Below are 21,283 nucleotides of genomic sequence, written 5' to 3'. Positions count from 1 at the left end.
CACAATTCCTCTGAACGAAGAGACCTCTACTATCTTTAATTTACGGTTCGATGACGAGTGCTTCAATCGTGATCGTACCTTCATCGGATAATTCAGCTGCTCGTAACCCTAATCCCTCTCCGGTATCAATCTCATTCACTCGAATGTCAATAAATCCCTCATCAGGATTCACATGAATCCAATTAGGTAAGTCTGCTTGTTCGCTAATCAATGTTAGAACTGCGCTTGCTGGCAGGGAGAGCGAACCGATCGATAATCCATCTTCATAAAGCCGTATGTTCCCAGCTTCCGTTATTTCAGGTTGCAATTGCATTTGAATATCAATGTTTAATCCAAACAGTTCGTACTCGTTTGTAAATACGTAATTGCCATCATCTGCATGTAATTGAAATTGATCATCACTTGCTTCATCAATGTAGTCATTAATACGTGCGATGGATGTTTCAACCGTAAATAACGGTTCACCTACACTCAGCTGCTCACGCTCAGGCACTACATCTCCCGTTGAGCCACTTGTGAGCATAATTGCCAGCACAATGACAGCGAGTGCTTGTAATCCGAGCAGAATAAAAAATGCCCAACGCCATTTCACATCTCCACCACCTTATCTATTACACAGATTCTAACATACTCTTGCACGTGAGTAGGATGTATTGCTATCATTTTGATACTTTTTTTGATACAGTTAAAAACAGAAGAGTGTTTGGAGGTCTCGGGATGGAAATGTTTTTATTCATGTTATTCGCAGCAACATATCTACTCATTATTAATTCAATGACAAATACAATGGTTGTCCAAAAAGAAATCGCTGAAGAAAAAGTACCGAGCATCTTTACGACGATCAACATCTTAATCATTATTCTGTTAACGTCAACGTATGTCAGACTAGTGGTCGTCTAAACAAACGCCAATGAATGAACACAAAAAAGGATGGGCATTTTTGCCCATCCTTCTTTATTTCGATTACGGATTAGTAACCGTATCCACCCCAAGATGCACCGATGATGATAAGAAGGATGAAAAGCACGACAACTAATGCGAAACCTCCGCCATAACCGTATCCACCGTAACTCATGATCATATCTCCCCTTCTGATATTTATTCAATCTTAGGCCAAATGTTAGCACCTATGATTCGTATTGAGATGAACAGGACACTGGCAAGTGCGAAACCACTGCTGCTTCTTAACTGTTCGCATGTGGCATCGCCCCCTCTCCCATTCCTAAGCTATACTATGTAGCTCATGGTGTAGACGTTTGGGCGTTATACCTAGAAAAGCATTTTTTCTTCTTCTTCTTTGTGTTATAGTAATGGTTGTCTCGATGGATTATACTGTCAGTATGCGTGCAAAAGCATGACCATTGATGAAAAGGTTTTTTTCTGCCGGGGGGCAGCTTTAAAAGACAACGTGATTTACTTTAGTGTATGATTGAATTTTTATTTAGGGAGTGTATGATTTGAATAAAAAACACATAATTCTTGCACTTAGTCTTACATTAGTCCTTGCTGCTTGTAATGACGATGAGACTGACGAAAATGATTCTGCAGCTTCGGTTGACGAAGGCAATGAAGTTGCTACGGTAAATGATGTGAGCATTACTGAAGGCGAATTTGTAGATTACATGAAGAATGAATATGGAGAAATGGCGTTTAATCAAATGATTCAGAGCTACGTGTTTGATCAAGCGGCTGACGACCTCGGAATCGGTGAAGAAGAAATTCAAAGTGAAATGGACGATGTTAAAGAGCAATTTGGCGTAGAATCCGACGAGGAGCTTTTGCAAATGTTACAAATGCAACAAGTACCTGTAAGCACTGTCGATCAACTCGTCGATGACTTTATCGTTCCTCAAGTCGTTATTGATGAATTGCGTTACCAAGATGTCGATATTAGTGAAGAGGACATGCAAGCCTACTACGAAGAAAACGAAGACCAACTCATTGAGGTTGAAGCCCGTCATATCCTCTTAGAAGATGAAGAAACTGCACTAGAGGTACAACAAGAACTAGAAGACGGCATGTCTTTTGAAGATGCTGTTGAGGAGTACTCTCAAGATACAAACAGCATTCCAGCTGGCGGTAACGTTGGTTTCTTCCCTCGAGAAGGTGTAATGGAAGAGAACTTTTCTGAGACCGCTTTTGATTTAGAAGTTGGTGAAGTGAGTGACCCCGTTGAGTCCAGCGCTGATTATGGGTACCATATCATTGAAGTACTCGACCGCAATGACTCATTTGAAGATGTTCAAGAAGAGATTGAAATGCGACTGATGGAAGAACAAGCGAGACCATCTAATGAAGTCATTCAAGAGTTAATGGAGGAAGCTGACATTAACATCAATGAGAGTCAATATGAAGATTGGTTCCAACTTCCAGAACCGATGGAATAAGTAGAGAAACCCGGCGGACTCCCGCCGGGTTTTATGCGTCTTGATTCATTCGTTCACGCCGTTCATTTTCCATCCTTCGAATGTACACTCTGCCTTCTTGCTCAATCCACTCTGCCTGCTCTTTACGGTTTTCTGCAACTGCCTTTATCCACATATACCCCGAAGCAATCGTTGCAAAGATCAGCACGAATACCCACCATGGCAACGCCGTAACTGCTGTATCTGCTGTAAATCGTTGAACAATTGCTAGTACAACAAACAATACAGCCAGTGTAATTAACATTCGTTTTGAACGTCTTTCCATTTTGCCACCCCTTACTCTTGTCCACCTTTACTAGTAAACTCTATGTCAGTAACCGAGCAGTTATGCTTGTTCAATCCATAAAGAAAGACCGAAAATGAATGGTCATTTTCGGTCTTTCTTTATGAAAAGGAATGAGGCTTATAGAATGTTCGATTCTCTAGCGGCATGACACGTTCGCTAAAGCCACCAGGTTCTGTTTTTGCGAGGGCTCTATCCATCATGTTCATTTTTGCGTCAATATTATCGATATAGTGTATCACTTCAGCTTCTCTAACGAGAGGAGCTTTAGGACTTCCCCACTCTCCCTTGCCGTGATGACTAAGCACGATATGCTCAAGAAGCATCACTTCTTCCCCATCAATGCCGAGTTCGTTTGCGGCCTGACGGATTTCAGCAGCGATAATTGAAATATGACCAATTAACTTTCCTTCTGTCGTATATTCTGTATCAATTGGCCCAGATAATTCTCTTACTTTTCCTAGGTCATGGAGTATAATACCAGAATAGAGCAGATCCGTACTTAACGAAGGATACTGTTTCGCAATTGCTTTTCCCAACTCCAACATGCTAACAACATGGTAAGCAAGACCTGACATAAATTCATGATGGTTTCTAGTCGCAGCCGGAGACACCATATATTCTTCTTGATGCTTTTTGAATAAGTGCCGCGTAATTCGTTGCACATTGGCATTCTGAATATCAAAAATGTATTGATTGATCCACTCTAACATGTCGTGCTTCGACTCAGGAGCACTTTGAACGAGGTCCTCCATTCGAACTTGATCGTTCTCGTTCGTCGTTCGAATACCTGCAATCTTTAGCTGCAATCGTCCCCGGTAGTCAAATACCTCTCCTTGCACGTACACAACCGTCTTACCTATATACTTTTGCTCATCATCAGGCTCACTCCCCAAAGTTTGGATTCAATTTCCCCGCTATCATCGGATAGACGTAACGTTAGAAATGGTTTTCCATTACTTGCAATTCCTCGCACCGATTGACGGATGAGCATATAACGTTCAATTTTTTCGCCTACTTTTGCGTAATGTATTCCTTGCATATTATAGGTGTACAAGGGGATGAAATCTCCCCCTGCTGCCTCCTCCCTTATTTTTTGTGTGGAATTCTCATCTGGAATGACACTTTATGATCTTTATTTTCCACATGGTGCTGTCCATGATGAAGCTCGACGATTTGCTTAACGATCGCAAGCCCGAGACCATACTGGCCTTTGTTCCCCTTGCGGAATGGGTCAAAAATCGCATGTACGTCTTCTTCAGGTATAGCTTCTCCATCATTCTCTACTAAGAGCGTGACTTCATGAACGCCATTCTCCGCGCGTATCCAAATGTTCTGCTCAGCATAACGCATCGCATTTTCGATGAGATTTTCGAGTAAGATTTGCAATTGTTCCAAGTCACCATAAAACGTAACATCTGCACCTTGGACGATGAAGTTTAATTCTGTTCTTTGCAATCGATACCGCTCTTCTAAACGATACGCCAGCTCACCAAAAACAATTTTCTCTCGGTTAATCGTTTCTTTTTTCATCGCCCCAAGCTTTGTGAAATAAAGCATATCTTTTACACGTTTGTCCATGCGATTGGCTTCTTGCAAAATCACATCCATCGATTCTTCCACCGTGTCTTTAGGCATAACCCCATCTTTTACAGATTGTGCGTACGTTTTCACGACCATGATGGGTGTTTTTAATTCGTGCGAAGCATGTTGGATGAACGTCTTCTGTGATCGGTCATGGCGAATTAAATTCTGGCGCATAAGCTCGAATTGGTCAGATAACTTCTGGAAATCCTCGTCACCTTTCCAATGGAACGGTTCTTTCCAATTTCTCTTTGCAATTTGTTCAAAGTGTGAGCCAAGTAATCGAAGTGGTTTGCGCAAATACCGGGTCAACCAAATGGCTGGCAATAGCGTGAACGCCGTCGTGAGAATGAGTAAGTAAATGAAATTGCCCCATAAGCTATTTAATAATGTATCCCGGTAAGAATCCCACATGAAAGAAATCAGATACGCTTCCTCATCCGAAGATTGGTATTGTTGAATGACATAAAAGAGTGTCCTACCTTCGTACACAAGCTCATAACGGGCCGTTTCTGCCTCTTGGGCTTCTGCTTCCTCCATCATCACATCAATGGCTGCTCCTGGAGGAACACTCATCTGCCTTGCAGAAATTACACGATCAATAACAGTTAGATGCCCGGTTTCTCTCATTGCCGGATCAATAATTGCACTTTCATCATCAAAGTCAGGTGTAAATTGATCACTAAAAGGATTCACCTGGCGATTTTGTGCCTGTTCAATAATACGATACGTTTCTTCGGTGAGCGTTCCTTGAATGTACATCGGGTAGATGATCGCCATTGAAAGGGCTACGAGAATTAATAAAGCTGAAAACGATAGCCATATTCTTCTCGTCAAATTCATGCGGATCATGACGAGAGAATCCTATAACCAAAACCATACAAAGTTTCTAGATGAATGCGGGGCATTTTCTTTCTTACGCGACGTACAACATCATCGACCGCACGTTCAGAGCCGAAATAGTTCTCCCCCCATACTTCTTCAATAATATCTTCCCGAGACAAAGCCTTTCCTACTTGTTCAGTAAGCAGTAAAATCAAGTCCATCTCTTTCGTCGTCAAGTCCACTGGCGCATCCGGATCATGTTCATCAATAACGGTCCGGGCTTGTGGATCAATCGTATAATCATTTAGATCAATTTTTTTCGTTTCTTCTGTTTCTGATCCGTATGTTCGTGTTAACAATTTCTTCGCTCGGATAATGAGCTCTTGGGGAAGGAAAGGTTTAGATATGTAATCGTCACTACCCATTTCTAAACCGAGCACTCGATCTAAATCTTGATCTCTTGCACTAATAAAAATGACTGGAATATCTCCTTGGTGCTCACGAATACTTTTTAAAATCTGGTATCCGTCTGTGCCTGGGAGCATAATATCAAGTACCCAAAGGTGAGGAGTCTCCACAACAGCTTCACTAGCAGCGTCCCCATCATGAAATAATTGAACCGTCCAACCTTCACGTTCCATGTATGCTTTTAAAGCTTCAGATAGATTTTTTTCATCTTCTACGAGAAAGATTGTGTAACTCATGAATTCCCACCTATTTCTGTACATAATTTGGTTTAATCGTATCAATGTTTATCAGAAAAGCCAAGCGTCGTATGCTTACTCATTATTATCACCTGTAAGGAGCACAAACACAAGAAAGAACTGGTTCTGGATAGGTGTAGTTTGATCCGTCATCCTTCCTGCAAAAACAAATTGCCTCTACCACCGGTGTATAAAAACGAAACAAGGAACCCTCGACTACATCCCGAGGGTTCCTTTTCTCCTCCCTACGTTAAAAAAGTAGGGAAAGTGCTGCTAAACCAGCTAACGGAAGCGCAATTCTTCTAAAACGTCCGCCTCCATAGCCACCATAATATGGGCCTGGGCCATATCCAAACCCTGGGCCGTACCCGCCAAAAATTCTCTCCTGCGCCTGTGAGCGCATGCCGTTTTGCTCGTGCCATCCATTCATCTGTTCAGCACTTGGGTAAGGCTGCTGACCATACCCTTGTTGTGGCATGTGCTGCATACCTTGCCCATGGCTATAAGTTTGGCCCGAATGATGGTGGTGGTTTCCTTGGTGTTGACCGTGATATTCTTGGCCATGATGGCCCCCGTGATGGTCGTGGCCTTGGTGATGACCGTGGTGACCTCCATGATGGTCGTGGCTTGATGATGACCGTGGTGGCCTCCATGATGGTCGTGGCTTGATGATGACCGTGGTGACCTCCGTGATGGTTGTGGCCTTGGTGATGGCCGTGATGACCTCCATGATGGTGGTGGCTTCCATAGTACCCGCTCATACCGTCATGGTCGACATTGTCTGAATGATCTTGTACGAGCAAATACACATGTTCTTCATCGACACTTTCTAACAATCCCATAAACACTTGGTTATCCGCCATTTGAGCTTGCACATTATGCCCGACATGCTGCAGGCAATGATCGTATTTTTGTTTCATATCCTTCATGATAAATGCCTACCTCCTTCTACCCAACAGCGTATTCATTACTACAGAAGTTGGTGCATGAAGAAAGCACGTAATCATGAAGACTAGGTGTAAAGATCAACTCGTTTGTCAAAGTTGTCCGCTTCGGTGTCGTAAACATATATTTGCCGACTATATAGTGTGGGCATGAGATTTTCTTGATTTGAACTGTTGGTACTTGATTCCCACCATCTTTCCAAAGTCGGGGAACCTGTCGAGGTTTCCCATCGACGTTGGAAGTCGCTGAAAAGGTTTTTTGCTTCCAAAGAGCTTGGATTGGAAACAGAATTACCCACCGATGCCGTTTTGACTTCATTTTGTTTCCAATCCATTAACGTCTGCTTCCAAACAGACGTTAATGGAAACAGATTGAGCGTTTGCAGAAAATGAACGATCGTCTACTTCTAAAGCCTTCTTCATTCTCTCAATCATTTTTTAAGTTTGAGTAACAGGTTTTGTGGAGAACAAGGTGGTCTATAATTGCGTGATATTCTTTAGTTCAACTTATATAGATGAAAAAATCGACGATTCTGTTTGTAAATGCTGTACAAATTCATTCAACGTCGTCACTCACGCAGCAAAGTCTTCTGCTTCTCCAAACATGCCTACCTTAGGAGCAATGCTATCAAACGTACCCATTTACCTCGCTAATTAGAGTGAACAACTGGTTCATTCACTCAAAGAAGCCTTAAAGCGGTGTGCACAACCGCTTCAAGGCTCTATAAGAGTTTATTTAATTACCTCTCTGGTACAACATCTTGATTGATTTCTTTTTTCTTTTCTCTTGTTTGGATTAAGAAGCTTTGAACAATCATAAACAAACTGCCTGTCGCCCAGTATAGCGAAAGGGCTGAAGGTAATGCAAAACCAATGAATACAATCATCACAGGCATGATGTATTGAATCATCTTCATTTGAGCGGCCATTTCAGCAGGCATTTGTCGGCTGCTTAATTGCACTTGTCCAAGCATGAGCAAACCTGCAACCACTGGCATAATCATATACGGGTCAGGTTCACCTAAATTCATCCACAGGAAACTATGTGTTGCAATTTGCTCGGTACGTATAATCGCGAAGTAAAATGCCATCAGAATCGGCATCTGAATCACGACTGGTAAACATCCCGCCGCAGGTTCACACCGCTCTTTTGATAAAGCGAGATCATATCTTGTTGCATCTTCTTTTGATCGTCGGGGTTTTTGGGGTCATATTTGCCCCTCAACTCTTCAAGCTCTGGCCTTAGTTGTTGCATTGCTTTACTACTCTTTTGCTGCTTCAGAAACAGCGGCAAAATAAGAAGGCGGATCATAATCGTCATTACGACAATAGATAAGCCGTAACTTCCATTTAAAATGCCAGCAATCTGAATGATCAACCATGAAAGCGGAAAGACAAAGAAGTGATTCCAGATGCCTTCACTTTCTGAAGTAATTGGTGCTTGGTCAACCCCACATGCTGAAAGCAACACGACCATAAGTGCTATTATGAGTAATACAATGGATTTGTTTTTCATTAACGTTACTCCTCCTCGTTTTGAATTCGACAGATTCAAACGAGTGGAGATGGTTGTTCATCATCATCAGCTGCATAATGGTCATCGAGCGAAGGTACTTTACGAATTCGCGTAGAATCTAGGCGAATGGGTAAATTGATACACATTTGATATCGCTCATATTCACGCGTGCGTTGCTCCAGTTTGCGTCCCATCCAACTTACATTCAACTCCATCATCAAATGGATTTGAATGCCTAAAAGGGCAAACTGCGAAAACAATACCATATACGAGAACCAATGGGCATCTGACAGTAATTCAATCATGGGCAGCGCCCCCTTTTCATATGCCTTTAAAGTATATCAAAGTTTATGCCAAAAACCTAATTCGTCCATTAATTGGATTTAGAATTTTGTATGGCATTTTTGAACATCTGAATCAATTTGCCTTGTGAATATTGAAGCACACCTCCGCGGTACACCTTTGCAGCAAACATAGCTAAAAGAACGATCGTCGCCACCATAATGACGACAGATACAATCAGTTCCCACATCCCCGCTTCTCCCATTCCGACACGCAAAAACATAATCATCGGTGTAAAAAACGGGATGTATGATGTAACCACGGCAATCGTCGCAGACGGATTACTCAAACTAAACATTGAGATTAAAAGCGCAAGAATGACGAGAAAATTCAATGGGCCAACAGCCAAACCCACGTCCTCAACTCTTGTAACGACTGAACCGAGCATCGCTGCTAACGTTGCATATAGAAAATAGCCGAGTACAAAAAACAACAGAGCGAGCAAAAAGAGGTCGAAAGAAAACAAGGTGTCACTCGTAAATTCAGGTACATTCAGCGGCTCAGAAGGCAAATCACTCGGAGCTCCATTAAACAGCAGGTCTGCACTAGCCGTTAAAAGCATTGCCATAAACAAAATCGCATATTGGCTCAACCCGACTAATCCTACCCCTAGAATTTTCCCGAACATCTGTTGAATTGGCGTAACACTAGATATGAGAATTTCCATCACGCGTGATGATTTCTCTGCAGCTACTTCTGAAGCAATCATGTTCCCTAAAAATAATACGGTAAAGTAGATCACAAATAGCAAAATGTAAACGAAGAACCTTGCTTGGTCAAGTTCCGCTTCTGATCTGGATGTATCATCAAGCGCCGTCTGTGTTAGTTCTACATCTGCATAGATTGCCTCCAACTCTTCTCTTGAAATGTCAAGCGCTTCCATACGTCTTTCTTCAATGATACTTTGAAGTGTTGATTCTAACTGTGCAGGCAAATAAGTGCTGTTAACCGAAGCTGCATAGTAAGAAGCCGTCAACTCTTCGGACGGCTCGTCCCAATGCAGTTCTAGAAAAGCATCATACCCTGCATCTTCAATATCATCTAATGTCGGAGATTCTTCCCCAAGTTCTACATCGAAGATTTGTATGTTCGTTTCTTGGAGATCCAATACGTCCCGCATTGATTGGGCAAGCGATTCTGTCTCATCAACAACGCCAACCGCAAATGACCGCTCCTCAGGGGCATCGTCAAAATAACTCATCAAGGTATTCATATTCAAGATCGTAATCATAAAAATAGCCATCAAAAAAGTCGTAATAAAAAAAAGTCTTGGATTTTACCTTTGTCCAATAGGTATGAGACAACACAAGCCATAAATTTCGCATCATCGGCCACCTGCTTTATCAACAAAAATGTCATGCAAAGTAGGTTCCTCTAATTCAAATAACGTAACGACCCCACGCCCCTGTAACCAATCAAAGATGATAGGTACCATGTCTCTTGATGTGATCTCAATCACTTTTTCCTCAGTGCTGCCCGATATTCCAATAACCCCTGAGAAATTTTCTAATGCACGAATATCAAAATCACACCGAACACGAAGTTTACGGTTTTTGTAATTGGCCTTCACTTCACTTAACCTACCGTTTACGACTTGCTCACCATCCTTTAAGATGGAAAGGTTCTCACAAAGGGACTCCACTTGATTCATTTGATGACTAGAAAAAACAATCGTGGTCCCGTCTTTTTGCAAGTCAAGAACTGCTGCTTTTAATGTATTCATGTTAATAGGATCTAGTCCACTGAAAGGTTCATCTAAGATTAACAATTCCGGTTGGTGCATGACTGCCGCAACAAATTGTATTTTTTGCTGATTGCCTTTTGATAATTGTTCAATTTTTATGTTTTTGTACTGTTCAGCTTGAAAGCGTGACAACCATTTCGATGCTTCTACTTGAACTTCTTGCTTTGTCATGCCACGAAGCCTGCCTAAATAGATGAGCTGTTCCATCACCTTTAATTTCGGGTATAACCCCGCTCCTCTGGGAGATATCCTATCGTTCTTGGAGACATTCGAGACACTGGTCGACCGTCCCATCGCACCTCACCATCACTTGCCTTAAGTAACCCAATGATTAATCGAAATGTCGTCGTCTTTCCTGCACCATTACTGCCAAGAAGACCGAACATTTCTCCACGTCCAATCGTAAAAGATATATTATGTAAAGCGGTTTTTGATCCGAATTGTTTCGTCACTTGTTGGATCTGAAGAGACACAAGCTCACCTTCTTTATATGTTCGTTTCTGTACTATAGCAATTCCTTCTATGAAGAACAAGTTTCTGCACGCTTTTCTGACATATGGTATAATTTTGACAAAATAACGAAGGTGGTATTCTTATGAACTATGCACTTACAGTCTTCAACAAATCCGGTGAATTATTGTTAAATGAATCATTCGTTTTTGAAAGCGACGAAGAAGCCATCTCTCATGGCAAGAGCATGCTCGCAGAGAACCATTATTTAGAAACGACACATCGCCTCGTTCGAGCTGGCAAATTATTATTATTCTATCGTTAAAGAAAAATCCGGTTGGTGAATTCACCAACCGGACGATTTTAATATAAGCTCACCTTCATCTGCTTTCTGAACACTTCCTTAATCATATAGGCGAGTCCATTTTGTTCGGCTGAGCGTGTCGTCCAGTTCCCTGCTTGCTGAACGCTCATTGGTGCCTGCCCCATCGCTACCCCAATGCCAACCGAAGACAATAACCCTTCATCACCCTGTTTAACACCTGTTGCAACAATTTCTTCTGGTCTTACTCCAAGTTCATGCGCTAAGAATAATACCGCTTCTCGTTTGTTCGTTTCTTTCTTCATAATATGGACGCTGTGATCTTTACCCATTTCCAAGATTTGAATGCCAGGTACTTTTTCTAACAGATGATTAGATGCAATCTCCAATTGATCATCTGATTCGAACTGTATCTTCATTCGCAACGGCTCAATGCGATGCAAATCAAGGTGGTCGCCCATATGATCAACGACGGTTTGCGAGAAGATTGATTCACTTAAACTAACCGTCATTTTCCCTAAGAAATTTTGTGGTTGTTGCTGGCGATTCGTCAGCTCAAAGTTTTCGTGCTCGACAACAAATTGACACGAGAATCGTTCAAGTTCTTCTGCTAAATCCCTTGCCATCTCAACAGGCATTCTCTCTACATGCAACGGTTTATCTGCTCTTCCCGCAATCATTCCCCCACCATAAGAGATATACTCATGATTGATTTTGAGCAATTTAGCCAACCGCTCAGCTTGTTGATGTGTACGATTTGTACACAACGTAACGTATACCCCTTTATCTTGCACAAACTCAATGGCTTCCTTCGTTGATTTAGAAATTCGGCCATTGTCCTTTAAAACAGACCCATCCACTGATAATACGAGCATCCGATAATTCATTCGATTTTTGCCTCCTCTTCGTACCGTTTCCATTGCTACACAATATGTGGGACGAAAGGAAATTAGAACACGTCCGAATTGCAATTCATCCATAAATAATCACGTGAGTTTCCCAGTCCTAACACATAAAAGCCGCCGATACGAATGCAAATTAGACAGAATTTTCTATAGGTTGGATTAATGAATCCCCCTAAACATTTTGAAGAGACGGCTCGTGCACCGCTAAATTACTAGCGAAGATCGATCGTTTCGCACTAGAAGTAGTCATTGATATTTTCTGCAACTATGCGCTGCATTTATGGAAAAATGTGAACTTATTTCTGCCGGTGACCGCCTGTGTATTCGAATGAAGCTCATCTACATAAGTTGCTCTAAAGAAATTCATTGGTTCCTATGGTTTTAACTGCATTAACCCCGCTCCCCTTACGCTTGGCGTAAGAAATGTCTCCACTTTTTCAGTCACAAAGGTTAACAATCCATTAGCACGAATCATGCGGAGAACCGTTCGGTATTTCTTCGGCACCTCGGGTGCCGATGGTTGATAGCTCATGAAGTTTATATGGATAATATGGGTTGAACTAAAGAATTTCTTCAAGAACCATTGGTAAGCTGGGGAAAGTGAAAACTGTGCTCCAGTTGCGACAGAACTGTTCTCAAGTTGAGGAAAATCGCAGGAAAAGCGATAAATTCTCCTAAACTAGGTAACAGAATGAGCAAACTCGGTAACAGATCACAAGGTCATGTGTACATCCCCGCCCCGAAGTACCCACAAGACGTCGGCGCGGATCGCGACGAACCGCGTGTCGTTGGCACTTCAGCCTGGAATCTGCGCTCCAGTTGGAACAAACTGCGCAGGAGTTTAGCGGAATGAGCGCAAAAATTGTTAAAATAGGCAAACTTGCGCGCAGATGGGGGAAACTCGCTCGCAGAACCGTCGTTCGTCTTGCCCGCATGTGCCGCTATCCCCTGCGGCAACGGATTCAGAGAACCATTCTTTTCATTTCCAAGCCAAAAATCTAGCATCCAGTCGGCGCGAGCCGCGCCGAACCGAGTCAGATTTGGCACTTCAGCATGGAATTTGCTCTCCAGTTGAAACAAACTCGCGCACAAAAATGGCAACCAGCACCGCGCTATCCCTCCAACCCAACTGTGCAATTAGGAAAATGTAAAGTTCAATAACATCAACTATTCAATACCGTTAAATAGAACGAAAATCGGTGACGCTTGCGGAAGAATGAACGCGACGATATTTCGCAAGTCGTAAGATCGTTCACAAGCAAGGTGAAATGGATATACAGATAACTCTGTGCCACTTGTTCTACGTGGAGATCCCCGCATAAAAGCGCCTATGTGAGAATTTCCATGAATATTTGTGCCTTTCCTTGCTCAAATCCCCACATAGAAAAGGAAAATGCCCACGTGAACACGTTTACGATGCGATTCAACACCGACGATTGAGTCTAAGTCGATGATATCCCCACATAGATATTCCGCTCACACACAGAGCGAAACTTTACCAATGAAACTTCTATAAAATGATCTCCGGTAGTTTATGGGGTGTATTGTAGAAAAAAATTGCATCATAGAATGACGAATGCTCGTTGTGCAGTTCACTTAGCAGCATGAAGACAAAAAAACCGAGTTGGTGCTAAACACCAAGCTCGGTTTTTTTTGTATTATTCACTTTCTGGAGTACCGTATAGTTTTTCTAGAGGTTCTGTAATTGTTTGGTTTACTTGTCCAATCACATTGCTCATTTGTTGCTCTTGTTCCATCAACTCAGAGATTTTCTCATGTTGCTGAACCATTTCAAATTGCTTTTGTGCTTGCATAATTTCTTCTTCTGTTGGCTGCTCACCTTGCATTTGCTTTTCTTGAAGAGTGAGTTGAATTTCACGGAAGTTTGTTAGCATACGGTTCGCAACTTCATCGCTCTCTACTTCTTGATGGAGACGCTCTAATGCTTTAAATTCTTCACTTTCAGCAATTGCATTGGCTAGTTCTTTCGCTTTATCTTGTAAGTTGCTCACTTGATGACCTCCCTAATTTTGATCGCTTAACGATCAAGCATCTTCACGAGGATACCATACCTTTTCCATCGAATGAAAGGGAAACGGCATAATTAGATGAACATGAGCAATATCAATCCTTGAACGAAACCGATGATCGCTCCTAAAACCCCGCCTAAATATTTGATAAGACGTAGTTCGCGATTGGCAATTGAGAGCACGATCCCCTCCAATTGCTGCACTGAAAAACGGTTAATCTGGTCAGCCACAACTTCTTGTAAATTGAGGAGCTTTAAAAATTCAGGTAACTTTATTTGAATCAATCGGCTTGAGCGACTTACTGCAGCATCAACGATTCGGTCAATGATCTCTTCGTTGACGTGAGCTCCCCACTCGTAAATCGGGCGATTTGTATATTTTTCAATAGAAAATCTTTCAAACACATAAGCAGTGAGATCTGATTTCAGCCCATGGGCTTGTTCTTTAGACACGTAACGATTGAAAGGCTCGTTTAGCATGTCTTCGAACTCTGATTGTACTTTTTGATTTACCCACACTCTCATATCTTCTGAAGTGATTGCTTTAACAATCTCAGGATAAACCTTTTCAATGATTCGGTCCGTTTTAACAAAAGATCCGAGCATTTGGACAAGTGAACCTTGTCTTTCTAGAAAACGTCTCACAATATTTTGCATCTGTTCTCGTCCTTCATGAGAATGCAAATACGTTTCAATTCGTTGGAAAACCCATTCGTTCACTTCAGGTAGTTTTTCTGTCGTTCTTTTCATCAATTCTTCTGGTACAAGATGAGCAAGTGGTTGTTGTTCAATTTCCAAAAGCCATTCATCAAATTTATGGTCGAGTCTTCTTTCAAGCTGATAACGAAGTTTTTTTTCTATATCAATGGTGGGATCATAGCTTTTAACAATGTCTGCCAATGATCGTTCTTCGGTGTGGACCCACTCTGTAACACCTTTTTTCATCCACCCTTTCATCTGTTTTTGAAACTCTGGGTTTGTAAGCTTCTCTTCAATCCCTTCAGCGGTTAACAGATGATTCATGACCGTTTTCCCTAAATGATTTGCAATGTCTGCTTGTCGTTTCGGGATTAGCCCTGGAGTCAATGGTAACTTCTTTTTCCCTATGTACCTCGCACCGTAAGGACGAAATAACATGCCAATCGCAATAATATTCGTAAATAAGCCAATAACACCGGCAATAAGCATCGAAATCAAGATGATCAGGATGGCATTCACACAAACGTCTCCTTTGAAAAACGACAGTTTTAGATTCTTTTCGCTAGTCATGATACCATAAATTCATGACAACTGTGAGAAAGGAGCATCAGAATGTTTAGTCATTTTCAATATGAAACAATTAAGAATAATTGGGTAGCAAAAGAATGGAAATTCTCTTTCTTTTATAAAGGTGTTCATTGTGAAGGAACCTATTCAGGTGAAGGTCAAGTGAAGTGGTTGCATGCACCGAAGGAAGACATAAAACAAGTAGAAGCACATGTTCATGATCTTATGCTTTATCATGAGTTTGAAGAACACAATCCAAATTTCCAATAAGATGATATACGAAAAGGCAGCATAAAGCTGCCTTTTCAAGCCATCTGTATTTAGTTAGATGATCATTGATGGTTATTTTTGATAGCCACCCATTTGTTGCTCAGCCATTTGAACTAAGCGTTTTGTGATTTCCCCTCCAACTGAACCGTTAGAGCGTGCTGTTGAGTCTGGTCCAAGTTGAACACCGAACTCAGAAGCGATTTCATACTTCATTTGGTCTAGTGCTTGTTGTACACCAGGTACGACAAGTTGGTTTGAACTGTTGTTGTTCGCCATGTTTTATCTCACCTCCCTCTCTGTGTAACTATAGTTTGACTCGATTTGATTTCTCTATCCCCACTTTTTAATTAGTAAGTTCATCCAGTTTTATCTCTAACCTAAAAAAAGCCCCAAAATGGGGCTTTACACCGGTGTAACACTTCGTTTTTTCAGTGGAGGTTGCACTGATTTTTGTTCATATTGCTTAAAACGGCTAATCAACTCACCCCGTAATAAGTCAGGCTCTACAATGTCATCAATGATCATTTCTGATGCCAACCGGTATACATCAATATTTTGTTGATACTCTTTTCGCTTAGTAGCAACAAATTGTGCCCGCTCTTCTTCAGGCAACTCTTGTATCTTGTTCGCATACACAGCGTTTACAGCGGCTTCAGGACCCATGACAGCAATTTGAGCGCTTGGTAATGCAAGAGTACAGTCAGGTTCAAACGCTGGCCCTGACATTGCATATAAACCTGCACCATATGCTTTTCTAACGATGACCGATATTCTCGGTACAGTCGCACTGCTCATTGCCGATAGCATTTTTGCCCCGTGGCGTATGATGCCTGCTTTTTCAACGCGAGTACCGATCATAAAACCTGGAACATCTGCGAGGAATAGAAGTGGGATGTTATACGCATCACAAATCGTCATAAACCGAGCTGCTTTATCCGCAGAATCATGGAACAATACGCCGCCTTTCATCTTTGGCTGATTGGCAACAATGCCAACGACAGCACCGTCCATCCGGACAAAACCCGTAATAATCTCTGGAGCAAACAGTTTTTTTACTTCATAGAAGCTGTTTGCATCTGCGATATGGTCAATGAGTTCATACATGTCGAAAGGCGCGTTTTGATTGTCAGGAATAATGTCTTCGAGTGTTTTTTCTTTACTTGAAGGTAGCTGCGTTTCAATCTTTTTTGGCTTGTTCGCAAAATTCTTCGGCATATAACTCAAATATGTCTTAGCGGATTCAATGGCTTCGTCCTCGTTGCTAGCGAGCACATCCCCACAGCCAGATACCGAGCAGTGCATTCTTGCGCCGCCCATCTCTTCCAGACTTACACGTTCACCAATGACCATCTCTGCCATTCGCGGGGAGCCGAGATACATTGACGCATTTCCCTCGACCATAATGACTAAATCACAAAATGCCGGAATATAGGCACCACCCGCAGCTGATGGTCCAAACAGCAAACAAATCTGTGGGATTTGGCCAGACAATGCAATTTGGTTATGAAAAATTCGACCTGCTCCTCTTCTGCCTGGGAACATTTCAATTTGATCCGTAATCCTAGCTCCTGCTGAGTCAACGAGGTAAAGCATTGGGACTTGCAGACGTTCGGCTGTTTCTTGAATACGAATAATTTTCTCAACGGTCCTCGAACCCATGAACCTGCCTTAACCGTAGAATCATTCGCCATAAAGCAGACCGACACACCACCAATATCGCCCATTCCGGTCACGACGCCATCCGCCGGTAAGTCTCCTGCCATCACATTCGCAAATTTACCGTCTTCAAGGTGAATCGTACCCTCATCAAGCAACTTCTCAAGGCGCTCACGAACGAACATCTTTCCTTTATCTGCATTATTTTTATGATACTTTTCGTTTCCTCCGCTCGTAATGTCTTCGGTCATTTGTTTGTGGCTGCCAGTTGTATCAATCATTACGTGCACCTCCGCTATTTGCCTATATACTGTGGTTTACGCTTCTCTTTAAAAGCGAGTAAGCCTTCTCTTCTGTCCGCTGTAGGAACGGTGTGCTCGTAGCACACTCTTTCTATTTGTAGTCCGGTTAACAAATCGACTTCTTGACCGAGATCTACGGCTCGCTTTGCTTGTCTTAGAGCGAGAGGTCCGTTTTTAGCGATCTTTTCTGCAAGTTCGAATGCATGTTGCCTTACATTCTCTACGGCTGTAGTCATTTCAAGCAGTCCAATCCGCTCTGCTTCTACACCACTGATCAACTCACCGGTAAATATTAATTGTTTTGCTTTTCCAGAACCAAGCAACCTGCTGAGTCGTTGTGTTCCCCCTGCGCCAGGGATAATGGCAAGTGATGTCTCTGGAAGGCCGTATTTGCCTTCATCAGCACCAATGCGAATATCCGCAGCTAATGCTAACTCTAATCCACCACCGAGAGCGCTACCTGTGAGCGCTGCAATCGTCGGTTGCGGAATTTCGGATATTTCATGAATGACAGACTGAATGCGCCTTACCGCTTGCAAAACTTCAGATTCTGACATGCCTGCACGTTCTTTTAAGTCTGCTCCTGCACAGAAAACCTTATCACCCGTAGATGTAAGGACAACCGCACGAACGTCTTGTTCTGCTTTCAGCGATTCTACAATGTCACTAAGGCCGAGCAAAACGTCTTTAGAAAGGCTGTGTGCCTGCTTTTCACGCTGCAGTTCAATTAAGGCAATCCCTTCTGAATTTACGGACCATTCAACGAGAGTCACATTCATCACGCTCCTTACTCAATTTCAAACAATTGATCTCCTTCGTTTACGAATTCTCCTTCTTGCTTGAGCACGGCTTTAATCGTTCCTGCCTGCTCTGATTGAATTGGAATTTCCATTTTCATCGATTCCAAAATCGCAACTTCTTCTCCCGCTTCCACAAGGTCTCCCTCACCTTTTAGAACTTTCCATAAATTCCCAGCCATCGATGCTTGAATGTTTGCCATCTCTTAACACTCCTTATTTAGATACAGGTTGAATGTGTTCTTTTACGAAATTTGTTGTGAAATTAAATGAAGTGAATGCTTCGTGAGAAAGCACTTGTTGAACAAAAGGTAAATTCGTCTTAATACCTTCAATGACTGTGTTATCGATTGCGTTTTGCAGTTTTTTAATCGCGTCTTCTCGATCATTGCCGTAAACGACCATCTTTGCCACCATCGGATCATAAAACGGTGTCACTTCTGTACCTTCTTCAATCGCAGTATCCACACGAATATCATTAGGCATATGCAATGTTGTGATTGTACCTGGCGATGGAAAAAAGGTGACGGGATCTTCTGCGTATACACGGCACTCCATACTATGTCCGTGAAAGGATACATCCGACTGTTCAAAGCTAAGCTTTTCTCCACTAGCAATTCGAATTTGCTCTCGTACAATATCGATACCTGTAACCGCTTCTGTTACCGGGTGTTCAACTTGTAGTCGTGTGTTCATTTCCAAAAAATAAAATTCTCCGTCTTCCACGAGAAACTCCAACGTGCCGGCATTTTCGTAATTTAACGCCTGTACTGCTTTTATAGCTGCAGCTCTCATTTTTTCTTTCGTTTCTTCGGGCAGACCTTCGGCTGGTGATTCTTCAATCACCTTCTGATGTCTACGTTGGATGGAACAATCCCGTTCGCAAGATGGATGTGATTGCCATACGTATCGCTCAACACTTGTACTTCAATGTGACGCGGTGCAGTTAGTGCTTTTTCTAAATACAACGTTCCAGATCCAAAATAATTGGAAGCCCGACGTTGATTGCTACTAAACGCTTTTCTCAATTCTTCATCGTTATGCACAAGCTCCATGCCAATACCACCCCCACCTGCAGCGGCTTTTACCATAAGTGGGTAGCCAATTGCTGCACCAAGTTCGACCGCTTCATCTGCTGAGGATACATAGTGGTTACCAGGAAGTACAGGCACACCCGCTTCTTCCATTGTGCGTCGCGCTGACACTTTATCGCCCATTTTCTCAATGACGTGTGCACTCGGTCCGATAAAGATGATTTCGTTATCATGACATGCCCTTGCAAATTTAGGGTTTTCTGATAAAAATCCGTATCCAGGGTGAATGGCGTCGACGTTAGCACCTCGGGCAACTTCTAGAATTTTCTCGATGTTTAAGTAACTCTCTTTCGCATTTGCAGGTCCGATATGGTACGCTTCATGCGCCATTTTCACGTGCAAACTCTCTTGATCGGCTTCAGAATAGACGGCTACCGATCGTATATTCATTTCCTTTAACGACTTAATGATTCTGCAAGCAATTTCTCCTCGATTCGCAACAAGTACCGTTTTTAGCATACTGACCACCCTTTTTAAATTCTGTACTCATCGTGCGTTAGCCAATCTCTCTGCTAATGACAAGTCGCTGAATTTCTGAAGTCCCTTCTCCAATTTCCATTAGTTTCGCATCTCTGAGCATACGTTCGACTTCATATTCTTGCATATATCCAGAACCACCATGAATTTGAATGGATTGGTTGCAAACTCGTGTAGCCATTTCTGATGCGTACAATTTGGCAAATGCTGCTTCTTTCTTGAAAGGTTTCTTCGCGTCTTTTAACCAAGCTGCTTTGTGAACCATCGTTCTTGCCAGTTCAATCTCCATTGCCATATCTGCAAGTTTAAATTGAATCGATTGAAAAGAACCAATATTTTTACCAAATTGCTTTCTTTGCTTCGCATACTCTCGAGCACGATCATATGCTGCTTGTGCGATTCCTACTGCTAACGCTCCAATCGAAATCCTGCCTCCGTCTAACGTATGCAAAAACTGTCCAAACCCTTTTTCTGGGTCACCTAATATATTTTCTTTAGGAATGCGGACGTCTGTTAGAATGAGCTCTGTCGTATTTGATCCTCTTACACCCATCTTTTCATAAGGACTTGTTATTGTAAATCCATCGAGGTGTGTCGGAACGATAAACGCCGAAATATTGTTTCGACCGTTGTCTTTCTTACCTGAAACGGCTGTGATAATCACTGCTTTCGCATAAGCAGCATTCGTAATCCAACATTTCTCGCCATTAATCACATACTCTTCACCATCGAGGACCGCTGTTGTTTTTGTGCCACCTGCATCACTGCCAGCATTCGGTTCTGTTAAACCAAAAGACCCTAGCGATTCACCGGTGCATATTGGGACAAGAAAGTCTTGTTTTTGTTGTTCGTTACCAAAGTTCAACAGCGGACTCGCTCCTAAAGAAACCGATGCTGCATAGCTGAGTCCCGTTCCTCCACAAGCATTTCCTACTTCTTCAACCGCAATCGCATAAGAAACCGTATCGGCTCCGGCACCTCCATATTGCTCTGGAATCGGCAACCCTAAAAGACCAAGGTCTCCCATCTTCTTAAAAGTTTCTTCTGGAAATCGGCCTGTACGGTCAACATCAATCGCTTTTGGTGCTATCTCACTAGCGGCAAAATCTTTCACCATATCACGAACCATCCGTTGCTCTTTCGTTAGTTCGAAATTCAATTTGATCGCCTCACTTCACTTCAGGAATTCAACTGAGCAAGCGCTCAATCGGCACACAAACGTAAACGCTTACAACTAGATTACTACAACACCCGGCAATCGTCTACCGATTTTTCTTAATATTTAGATGGTGAGATTCGCTCCAATTACCGGTTTCTCACTCGGTGGAATTTCAGTAAACGGGGGAT

The 21,283-nt window shown here is 42.4% G+C and carries 20 protein-coding genes and 5 pseudogenes; 4 read left to right on the top strand and 21 right to left on the bottom strand.

Features of this window, described 5'->3' with window-relative positions; genetic code table 11:
• Window positions 1-40: 40 nt before the first annotated feature.
• On the bottom strand, window positions 41-592 hold the full coding sequence (locus JCM19039_RS04325; RefSeq protein ID WP_042424274.1) for a YpmS family protein: 552 nt from the start codon (window positions 590-592) through the stop codon (window positions 41-43).
• A 125-nt stretch (window positions 593-717) separates the two neighbouring features.
• On the opposite strand from JCM19039_RS04325, the gene JCM19039_RS04320 reads away from it, so the two are divergent.
• The gene (locus tag JCM19039_RS04320) at window positions 718-900 is read left to right on the top strand and encodes a hypothetical protein (RefSeq protein WP_042403030.1); all 183 of its coding nucleotides are present in this window, start codon (window positions 718-720) and stop codon (window positions 898-900) included.
• Window positions 901-970: 70 nt separating this feature from the next.
• Here JCM19039_RS04320 and JCM19039_RS22970 read toward each other — a convergent pair whose 3' ends face one another.
• Complete coding sequence (locus tag JCM19039_RS22970) at window positions 971-1,075, bottom strand: YjcZ family sporulation protein (RefSeq protein WP_081829368.1); 105 nt, start codon at window positions 1,073-1,075, stop codon at window positions 971-973.
• A gap of 382 nt (window positions 1,076-1,457) precedes the next feature.
• Here JCM19039_RS22970 and JCM19039_RS04315 point away from each other — a divergent pair, with 382 nt between their 5' ends.
• Complete coding sequence (locus JCM19039_RS04315; RefSeq protein ID WP_042424271.1) at window positions 1,458-2,387, top strand: peptidylprolyl isomerase; 930 nt, start codon at window positions 1,458-1,460, stop codon at window positions 2,385-2,387.
• Between the two features lie 31 nt (window positions 2,388-2,418).
• Here JCM19039_RS04315 and JCM19039_RS04310 read toward each other — a convergent pair whose 3' ends face one another.
• From JCM19039_RS04310 to JCM19039_RS04265, 10 genes and pseudogenes are all read right to left on the bottom strand, one after another.
• A complete protein-coding gene (locus tag JCM19039_RS04310; RefSeq protein ID WP_042424268.1) occupies window positions 2,419-2,691 on the bottom strand; it encodes a sporulation YhaL family protein in 273 nt (90 codons plus the stop codon).
• A 119-nt stretch (window positions 2,692-2,810) separates the two neighbouring features.
• Window positions 2,811-3,751: pseudogene (gene yhaM, locus JCM19039_RS04305) on the bottom strand (3'-5' exoribonuclease YhaM).
• 47 nt (window positions 3,752-3,798) lie between these two features.
• On the bottom strand, window positions 3,799-5,145 hold the full coding sequence (locus tag JCM19039_RS04300; protein ID WP_042424265.1) for a cell wall metabolism sensor histidine kinase WalK: 1,347 nt from the start codon (window positions 5,143-5,145) through the stop codon (window positions 3,799-3,801).
• The gene (locus tag JCM19039_RS04295; protein ID WP_042424263.1) at window positions 5,142-5,822 is read right to left on the bottom strand and encodes a response regulator transcription factor; all 681 of its coding nucleotides are present in this window, start codon (window positions 5,820-5,822) and stop codon (window positions 5,142-5,144) included. The genes JCM19039_RS04300 and JCM19039_RS04295 overlap by 4 nt, the downstream gene beginning before the upstream one ends.
• A gap of 250 nt (window positions 5,823-6,072) precedes the next feature.
• A complete protein-coding gene (locus JCM19039_RS24185; protein ID WP_193744137.1) occupies window positions 6,073-6,309 on the bottom strand; it encodes a hypothetical protein in 237 nt (78 codons plus the stop codon).
• 13 nt (window positions 6,310-6,322) lie between these two features.
• On the bottom strand, window positions 6,323-6,751 hold the full coding sequence (locus JCM19039_RS24180) for a hypothetical protein (protein ID WP_052398504.1): 429 nt from the start codon (window positions 6,749-6,751) through the stop codon (window positions 6,323-6,325).
• A gap of 755 nt (window positions 6,752-7,506) precedes the next feature.
• Window positions 7,507-8,078 (bottom strand): annotated as a pseudogene (locus JCM19039_RS04280) (YidC/Oxa1 family membrane protein insertase).
• A 239-nt stretch (window positions 8,079-8,317) separates the two neighbouring features.
• Complete coding sequence (locus JCM19039_RS04275) at window positions 8,318-8,587, bottom strand: hypothetical protein (protein ID WP_042424257.1); 270 nt, start codon at window positions 8,585-8,587, stop codon at window positions 8,318-8,320.
• A gap of 68 nt (window positions 8,588-8,655) precedes the next feature.
• A complete protein-coding gene (locus JCM19039_RS04270) occupies window positions 8,656-9,882 on the bottom strand; it encodes an ABC transporter permease (RefSeq protein ID WP_255343627.1) in 1,227 nt (408 codons plus the stop codon).
• A 66-nt stretch (window positions 9,883-9,948) separates the two neighbouring features.
• Window positions 9,949-10,841: pseudogene (locus JCM19039_RS04265) on the bottom strand (ABC transporter ATP-binding protein).
• Between the two features lie 122 nt (window positions 10,842-10,963).
• Between JCM19039_RS04265 and JCM19039_RS04260 the strand changes: the two are divergent.
• Complete coding sequence (locus tag JCM19039_RS04260) at window positions 10,964-11,143, top strand: YhzD family protein (protein WP_042424254.1); 180 nt, start codon at window positions 10,964-10,966, stop codon at window positions 11,141-11,143.
• A 38-nt stretch (window positions 11,144-11,181) separates the two neighbouring features.
• Here JCM19039_RS04260 and JCM19039_RS04255 read toward each other — a convergent pair whose 3' ends face one another.
• The 3 genes from JCM19039_RS04255 to JCM19039_RS04240 all read right to left on the bottom strand — a co-directional run bounded on the left by JCM19039_RS04255 (window position 11,182) and on the right by JCM19039_RS04240 (window position 15,292).
• Window positions 11,182-12,027: an HAD hydrolase family protein gene (locus tag JCM19039_RS04255; RefSeq protein WP_042424250.1), complete on the bottom strand. Its 846-nt coding sequence runs from the start codon at window positions 12,025-12,027 to the stop codon at window positions 11,182-11,184.
• A 1,676-nt stretch (window positions 12,028-13,703) separates the two neighbouring features.
• On the bottom strand, window positions 13,704-14,057 hold the full coding sequence (locus JCM19039_RS04245) for a YlbF family regulator (protein WP_042404200.1): 354 nt from the start codon (window positions 14,055-14,057) through the stop codon (window positions 13,704-13,706).
• A gap of 92 nt (window positions 14,058-14,149) precedes the next feature.
• Window positions 14,150-15,292 carry a DUF445 domain-containing protein gene (locus tag JCM19039_RS04240; RefSeq protein WP_042424244.1) on the bottom strand — a complete coding sequence of 381 codons (1,143 nt, stop codon included), beginning with the start codon at window positions 15,290-15,292 and terminating at the stop codon, window positions 14,150-14,152.
• A gap of 93 nt (window positions 15,293-15,385) precedes the next feature.
• Between JCM19039_RS04240 and JCM19039_RS04235 the strand changes: the two genes are divergently transcribed.
• Window positions 15,386-15,610 (top strand): DUF5342 family protein, encoded by a 225-nt coding sequence (locus JCM19039_RS04235; protein WP_042424241.1) that lies wholly within the window; start codon window positions 15,386-15,388, stop codon window positions 15,608-15,610.
• Window positions 15,611-15,682: 72 nt separating this feature from the next.
• Here the strand turns inward: JCM19039_RS04235 and JCM19039_RS04230 are convergent, their stop codons facing one another.
• The 6 genes and pseudogenes from JCM19039_RS04230 to JCM19039_RS04205 form a co-directional block, all read right to left on the bottom strand.
• Window positions 15,683-15,886: an alpha/beta-type small acid-soluble spore protein gene (locus JCM19039_RS04230; protein ID WP_042404192.1), complete on the bottom strand. Its 204-nt coding sequence runs from the start codon at window positions 15,884-15,886 to the stop codon at window positions 15,683-15,685.
• Between the two features lie 126 nt (window positions 15,887-16,012).
• Window positions 16,013-17,547: pseudogene (locus tag JCM19039_RS04225) on the bottom strand (acyl-CoA carboxylase subunit beta).
• A 14-nt stretch (window positions 17,548-17,561) separates the two neighbouring features.
• Window positions 17,562-18,347, bottom strand: a complete 786-nt coding sequence (locus JCM19039_RS04220; RefSeq protein WP_042424237.1) for an enoyl-CoA hydratase-related protein — start codon at window positions 18,345-18,347, stop codon at window positions 17,562-17,564.
• Window positions 18,348-18,355: 8 nt separating this feature from the next.
• Window positions 18,356-18,568, bottom strand: a complete 213-nt coding sequence (locus JCM19039_RS04215) for an acetyl-CoA carboxylase biotin carboxyl carrier protein subunit (RefSeq protein ID WP_042404189.1) — start codon at window positions 18,566-18,568, stop codon at window positions 18,356-18,358.
• 13 nt (window positions 18,569-18,581) lie between these two features.
• Window positions 18,582-19,918: pseudogene (locus JCM19039_RS04210) on the bottom strand (acetyl/propionyl/methylcrotonyl-CoA carboxylase subunit alpha).
• A 37-nt stretch (window positions 19,919-19,955) separates the two neighbouring features.
• On the bottom strand, window positions 19,956-21,095 hold the full coding sequence (locus tag JCM19039_RS04205) for an acyl-CoA dehydrogenase family protein (RefSeq protein WP_042424234.1): 1,140 nt from the start codon (window positions 21,093-21,095) through the stop codon (window positions 19,956-19,958).
• Between the last annotated feature and the right edge of the window lie 188 nt (window positions 21,096-21,283).

The sequence above is a fragment of the Geomicrobium sp. JCM 19039 genome, assembly GCF_000698145.1.
GTDB lineage: Bacteria > Bacillota > Bacilli > Bacillales > Marinococcaceae > Geomicrobium_A.
This window is presented reverse-complemented; position numbering and strand designations above follow the sequence as displayed.